Below are 6,737 nucleotides of genomic sequence, written 5' to 3' on the forward strand. Positions count from 1 at the left end.
CAAATTATAACATATGACGCTAAGTTGAAACAGAGCAACAAGCAAACTTATATTTTTTCTTTACTCCACGTAAAAAAGCACCTATTGTCCTCCGTTGACAATAAAGTGCTTATCTCACGTGATTTTCATATCGGGCATTTGACACCTTATACACATTCATTATTTTACTATTTCACCCAAAATATCAACATCACAGTCATTTAAAATCGCTTTCATTTTGCCCTTCTCAAATACTACTAAATAATTATACGGTAAGGCTAGCACTTGAATAATTGCAGGTTTCATTTTTAATAATTCGTAGGCGTATATGATTTCAAATTCTCCTGATACTTCTTCATTGATGGGACCTATATACCAACCTGAATCACCTTCATCACAACCACTAGATCTTTGTAAATAAACCGTTTCTTGTGGCAACATATTTTTCGCTATCACAATCTTATCGTTGAATTTCATTAATTTTCACTCTGTTTATATTCTCCTTCCATTTAACTAGTAACGCTTTATATAATCGTTTAGAACGTTTCTCGATTTTATTATTTGCATTTACCATAAATTCAAAAATTCTGCTTTGAACAATTTGATTTTTTTGAATTTCCGATAGTTTGCGAGCCTTTACTTTATTAAATGAATTTGGCAATGGGTATTCAAAACAATGTCCCTCCCATAACTCTAATTTATCATCAATAAAGTCTTGCATATAATAATCTGTTACGAAAGTATCGAAAGAACGGCCTAAAAAACTTTGTAGTGACATTAATGTTAAATCCCAATAATCTCTAGTTGCAATAGCACGCCCAACGTTTAATCCTTTAGGCAATAATGTCATATTTCCTATTGTATGTGTCACTGTAGCAAAACGCATAACATCGGGATGATTATTAATATTTTCATAATGATTAAACACTTTTTCAGACAATAACCATTCATACCTTAACAGATTTAAGGCATTTTTTTTAATTAATTTAGGCTTCACACCACGATTATTACAGAATGCATTAAAATCATTTTCCCAAAATGACTTATCACTTGATAGCAATAAAAGCCGGTACGTTTGATAAAAAGAATTCATAGTATCTAAATCTACATTGTTCAAGTTTTTATTTACATATATTTTAGAATATATATCTAAAACAAGATCACATCTATCACAGTCAAATTTTTCTTTTACTCTGTTTAAAACTCTTTCTTGATAATCTTTTTTGTACAAAATAAATTTTTTTACAGGATGTAATTCTTTTTGCACTTCAAATGATGGTGAAAGGTTTTTAATATCAAAGTGAATTACTTCATTTTTATCTAGTTTAATAAAATCTGCCAATCTCAATTCAACAGCCTTCTTTCCCTTTACTTTTTAGTAACTATACGCTCTTTTTTCTCAAACGCATGCATTTTTTTCAATTAACTAGTAAAATGTATTCTAACATTACATATGATGACAACCATTTCAATTTATTCGTTATAGAACTTCCTCTACATCGACACTCTCAATCTTCACTTCATACATATTTGGGATGTTTGCTTCTTTTGGTACCCATGCATAATAATTTTGATCATTCTCTAAAATAAATTGAATTAACTTTGTTTCTGATCCATTCCAGAAATTTTTAAGATTATCAATGTAGTCTTCTAAATCTTCTTTATAGTCCAGTTGTAATATATAATCTCTTACCGTCAGGGCAAACACAATTAAACTTCCTAATAGATTTTTTTGCTCATTTTCTTCTTCATACTCTTGTGGTAAGAACCACACTTGACCTATTCCTATCGTTTTTTTGTATTTTTCATAAAAACTACTATCATCCATATTCTCATAATCATGTATTAATTCATTGACCAATGAATGCCATTTTGGCGGAATAATATTTTCCAATGCAGGATTATGTTCAATTCCTTCTACTATATCCTCGATTTCTTCTGTCTCATCTTCATAGTGATATTCACTTAGGTCTATATGCTTGAATTTCATTTCATTTTTGTAATGTGCCAAATCATATGGATAGTGATTATTATCTTTTAAACATGTATCATCAAGTTCCAAAATTTTCGCAAGCGCCGCCGTTTCAAAACTCCAATATCCTACATATCCAGGTTCTTTATGGGCATTTTTCCATTCATAATCATAATGGCCTTTAAACCATTCTTTCTCCATATACGTTTGCAATCTTTTAGACGCTTCTTTTTTATCTGTTTGTGCAAGTTCTATAATCTCTCTCGTTTTTGCATATGGATTTTCTTTATAATATCTATTCGTCACTTTTGTGTATCCGATATCACTAGCGTATAAGAGGAAATCAATTACTGCGTCATTCATATTTTCCTTCTCAACTAGCTTAGCTAAACTTACAAGATTCTTTTTCTCCGTCCCTAATAAAATCCCTAGAGATATCATCCAAATTAGATTTAAATATCCAACTTCTTTTTTTCCTATATGCTTCAAATTAATAAGAGCGTTGTCAAAATCTCCTTCTATTGTATGGATAGCTTCTCCTAGGGAATATTTTGCATTAACATTATCCAAATCGTATATAAAATTTGACTGATAGAATTCTTCTATGATACTTATATTATCATTAGGATACCTTTGAATACCTTTTTTTTCATCTTCTTCTAAACTTTTAATTTCAACTCTATTTTCCTCAATAAACTCTTTATTATATTCTATTACTTCTCTACATTTTTTTTCTATACATAAATGATCTCTCATACCTTTCAATTCCTCCTGGCTTCTAAACTTATGGCCATTCTCCAATAATGTCTCCCTTTGCATCTATTCTATAAGTTTTAACGTTCCCAGTACTATCAACTTTTGATAGTACTCTTTCCACTTCACCTTTTTTCAATGCATTCGTAATTTTTATTGATAATTTCATATCTCCATCAACAGCCTTCAATATCCTACTTTTTCGCGTCTTCGCACCATTCAACCAATCATTTGACATTTGTCGTCCATCTTTAGTTTTCCCCAATTGTGAACTACCAAACTTAGCTTCATCTATAACGTATTTGATCTTTGATTCTGCATTTGCATTTTCGTATAATCCATCAATTCCTTTTACTATTTTATCATTTATGCCTGATGGTGCACTTTTTCCGACTGGCTTTAAATCAAATCCAGCTTCTTTTAAACTTTGATTATTCAATAAATTGTCACTAGATTTTATTTCACCATAATTCCCTTTTTGCTTATTTGTAGCTGTTTTTGCATCAAAATTATCTACAGTTGTATTTTTGTTACTGCTAGGTTTACCGTTAGCCGCACCCCCACCAGAAGACTGGATTTTTTGAATAGTATCCTTAGTATTTTGAATCGATTTATTCCAAACAAATCCACCATGTACAAAAAGACTAGCCCCAGCAGCTGTTGCTGCTATATCTAATGGAATAACAATTGGTGACGCTAATCCGCCAGTTCCTACTTCTGCGACGATAGTTAAGAAATTAGATCCGCCTATGAGCGAAATACCTTCAAACATTTCTACAATGGACCCGGCTATTGAGATAACATTTCCAGCCAACCTTCCAGCTTGGTAAGTTGTCTTACTTTCTAATTTATCATTCTCATGTGGTTGTAGTCCAAAAAAGTTTTCTAGTGCTGCATCACCAGCACCTTGAAAAAATTCGATAACTCCATACAAAAATGATTGCGCATAAATGGCTGTTTTTTCATGCCATGATCTATCGTCTTCCTGCTCTTGTAAGTTAAATTGTTGTTTTTGCAAAGTAATTTGTTTCATCTCGGTTTGACGAGCTTGTTCTTCTATAATCCCCTGAATCGAACTCACCCAATCCATATTCAACCCTTGTGTACTAAACGTCCCACTCACAGGACTAAATCCTTTCCCGCTTTGCACTTCAGCGAGTCCGGCTGTGATGCTAGCGGCTAATTGGAGGGCGGTGCTGTAGTTGTTGCTGGATGAATGATTGAATTCATATATACGCTCTAGTTTTTCTTCTAGTTTTTTTCTCATTGCAATTAAGACTGCAATAATTGCGTCTACTCCAGGCATTGGTGTAAGTACTTCTATTGCTTCTATACTTGCAATGGATTGATTGATTTCTTGTATTTGTTGTCTTATTTCATGTTCGATAACATCTGTTGAAGCAACTTTTGCTTGAAAATCGTTTGGAAATGCTTCGTTTTGGCGAATTAATTCTTCGCATAAGCATATGATTCCTTGCGCTAATGGCCGAAATGTTTGGACAAGGTAGGCTTTTGCACTACTGTATGTTTGTCCTTGTAATACTGTGTCTATCGCAAAGGCATCAATAGATTAAATGGCTTGTTCCATACTTTGAATCGTAGCATTACATATAGCGTTCATACTTTGCGTTTGACTTTGTACTTCTCCCAAATACATGTTTAAACTCATGTATTGGCCTCCCTTTGTAGTTGCTGCTGTTCATAGGAAAGGTTGTTTTCTTTCTCACTGAGATGCCGTTTTTCTTTAAGCAACGTCTCTTTTTCGTTTTCTAATTCGAATGTAAGTTTTCTTTCATACTGTCCGATCTCTTGCCGCATATTCGTAAAAAGGTGAAATGCTTCTTTGTCACCATACCAAGTTTCTAGTATTCGGTTAAATAAACGATTATTTCTATTTTTCCATTCATGAAAACTAGCCTCAGCTCGTTCTTGATTTTGCAGCGCGATTCGGTTTTCATTTTGTTCTTCAAATATAATTCGTAATTTTTGATTACATTGACTGATTCTCGTTTCAATTTCTTGACTCATCTTTTCTCCCTACCTTTTCCCCTTTACGTAGGTTGTTACATTATTGAAAAGTCTTTTGAAGTCCGGTATCCATTTTCTCAAATTCATTTGCTACGGAATGGATATTATCAATTGTTTGTTGAAAAGCAGCGCAAAACTGTTTCGTGATTTGTAAATTTTGTTGATTTGCTTCTTGTGCTTTGAAGTTCACAGATAGTGTAGTACGCGTTGCCTTATTTATAGTGCGACTAGTAGCACTTTGCATCCTATCTGAAGCATTTCTCATTTTCGTTGCAAGTTGCGTTGCCGTATGCAAATTACTTTGAAATTCTCCCATTACTTACTCCCCTCTACCATTTATTTACAAGAAAATTATAACACGTAAAAATTTTCCGATAAACCGAATGTTCGAATTTAACATACAATTCATCACCGTTACTAAAGATAAGAACAACACTTACCTTTCAACCTAACTGTGTCGGAAGTAGGTTCTACTTATACAAAAAAAGATGACCTCAGCTATACGCTAAAGTCATCTTTTTCTACCTTATTATTTCACTAACTCTCCATTATAAGCTTTTATATCTAGTGGAGCAGTTAAAAACTCTTTTACTTTACTAACGAAAGATGTGAAGTGTTCACTCGTATTATGACTCGCAACTGCCTCTGCAGCTTTCCACACTTCTACCATTGTATATACATGTTCTTTTTCCGTATCTTTATAAAGGTCATACGAAACATTTCCACTTTCTTCTCTTGAACTATGAATGAGCGGACGAATTTCTTCTAAAAATGATTGTTCTTTTGCTGGATCTACTTGAAATATTGCGTGAATAATAATCATGGTCTTTCCCCTCTCATATCTCACTTATTTCTGTATTTATAAAATTACTTCCACTCAGCAACTTTTTCAACTGGAAGACGTACTGATTGGTAACCACTGTCAGCAGCTTTTCCGATTGAAATTAACATAACTGGTACGTAGCGTTCTTTATCTAATCCGAATGCTTCTGCGATTTTGTCTTTTTCAAATCCACCAATTGGACAAGTATCATAACCGTGCGCACGAGCTGCTAGCATAAATTGCATTGCTACAAGTCCACCGTCAATTAAAACAGTATCTTTCATTACTTCTGGTGTAACCATTGAGAAGTAACCAGAAAGTTTTTTCATTTGATCTTCTTTTACTTCTGCTGGCATTAAACCGCGCTCTACTGCTGTACCGTAAATTTCTTCTGCGTTATCAAAGTTGTTTAAATCACCAAATACAGCGATCATCGCTGAAGATGTTTCTACTTGTGATTGATTGAATTTCGCAAGTGGCGCAAGTGTTGCTTTCGCTTCGTCACTTTCAATCACTAAAAATCTCCATGGTTGCATGTTTACAGATGATGGTGCAAGTGTTGCTTCTGTAAGAATTTCTGTCATTTCTTCTTTGCTAATTTTCACTGAAGAGTCGTACTTACGGATTGAACGGCGTCCTGTTAAAATTTCGTTAAAATCATTTGTTTTTACTGAGTTAGTCATAGTTGAATTCTCCGATACGATAAACTTAACTAAATCTATACAAATTCAATCAAATTTACACGAGTTAGTGCTTCATCGTGTTCTCGCAACCCCGAAGGGACGAGGGGTATAACACTCCACACGAGGCAGTATCGTTACCTCCTATTATCAAGCATTTATTTTACCCATCTTGATAAATTTATCGACGCATTTACATCCCTATCGTGATGGCTATTACATGAAGCACAACACCACTCACGTATTTTTAAACTCCACTGTCCTTCTGGTTGAACTGAATGGTCGTATTTAACTCCGCAACATGAACAAATCTTGCTTGAGGCGAACCATTTATCAGCTTTTACATACGCAATGCCATACTTCTCGCACTTGTATGATAAACATTGAAAGAAGAAGTTTAATTTTTGAAAGGAAAATGCTTTCGATAGTTTTTTGTTTTTTAACAGGTTTGAGATAGATAAGTCTTCCACAACAATCCTCATTGGTTTGGTTTTCACCAATT

7 protein-coding genes and 2 pseudogenes are annotated in these 6,737 nt (G+C 33.6%); all 9 read right to left on the reverse strand.

Going from position 1 to position 6,737, the window contains the following annotated elements:
• Window positions 1-159 precede the first annotated feature (159 nt).
• Window positions 160-462: pseudogene (locus MR115_RS03490) on the reverse strand (immunity protein Imm33 domain-containing protein); the annotation flags it as partial.
• A complete protein-coding gene (locus MR115_RS03495) occupies window positions 440-1,327 on the reverse strand; it encodes a hypothetical protein (RefSeq protein ID WP_242239997.1) in 888 nt (295 codons plus the stop codon). The pseudogene MR115_RS03490 and the gene MR115_RS03495, both read right to left, overlap by 23 nt.
• Before the next feature lie 132 nt (window positions 1,328-1,459).
• Window positions 1,460-2,707, reverse strand: a complete 1,248-nt coding sequence (locus MR115_RS03500; RefSeq protein WP_242239947.1) for a PoNi-like cognate immunity protein — start codon at window positions 2,705-2,707, stop codon at window positions 1,460-1,462.
• Between the two features lie 28 nt (window positions 2,708-2,735).
• A pseudogene (locus MR115_RS03505) lies at window positions 2,736-4,373 on the reverse strand (hypothetical protein).
• Window positions 4,370-4,732: a DUF3958 family protein gene (locus MR115_RS03510; protein ID WP_163095041.1), complete on the reverse strand. Its 363-nt coding sequence runs from the start codon at window positions 4,730-4,732 to the stop codon at window positions 4,370-4,372. The pseudogene MR115_RS03505 and the gene MR115_RS03510 overlap by 4 nt, the downstream one beginning before the upstream one ends.
• Window positions 4,733-4,772: 40 nt before the next feature.
• Complete coding sequence (locus MR115_RS03515; protein WP_061676914.1) at window positions 4,773-5,048, reverse strand: TIGR04197 family type VII secretion effector; 276 nt, start codon at window positions 5,046-5,048, stop codon at window positions 4,773-4,775.
• Between the two features lie 213 nt (window positions 5,049-5,261).
• Window positions 5,262-5,555 (reverse strand): putative quinol monooxygenase, encoded by a 294-nt coding sequence (locus MR115_RS03520; protein WP_242239951.1) that lies wholly within the window; start codon window positions 5,553-5,555, stop codon window positions 5,262-5,264.
• A gap of 44 nt (window positions 5,556-5,599) precedes the next feature.
• Entirely contained in the window at window positions 5,600-6,238 is a 639-nt protein-coding gene (locus tag MR115_RS03525) for a nitroreductase family protein (RefSeq protein ID WP_242239953.1), read from the reverse strand.
• 155 nt (window positions 6,239-6,393) lie between these two features.
• The coding region (locus tag MR115_RS03530; protein ID WP_242239955.1) for an RNA-guided endonuclease TnpB family protein at window positions 6,394-6,737 on the reverse strand (344 nt) is incomplete at its 5' end.

It is taken from the genome of Bacillus cereus group sp. BfR-BA-01309 (assembly GCF_022664315.1).
Classification (GTDB): Bacteria; Bacillota; Bacilli; order Bacillales; family Bacillaceae_G; genus Bacillus_A; species Bacillus_A mobilis.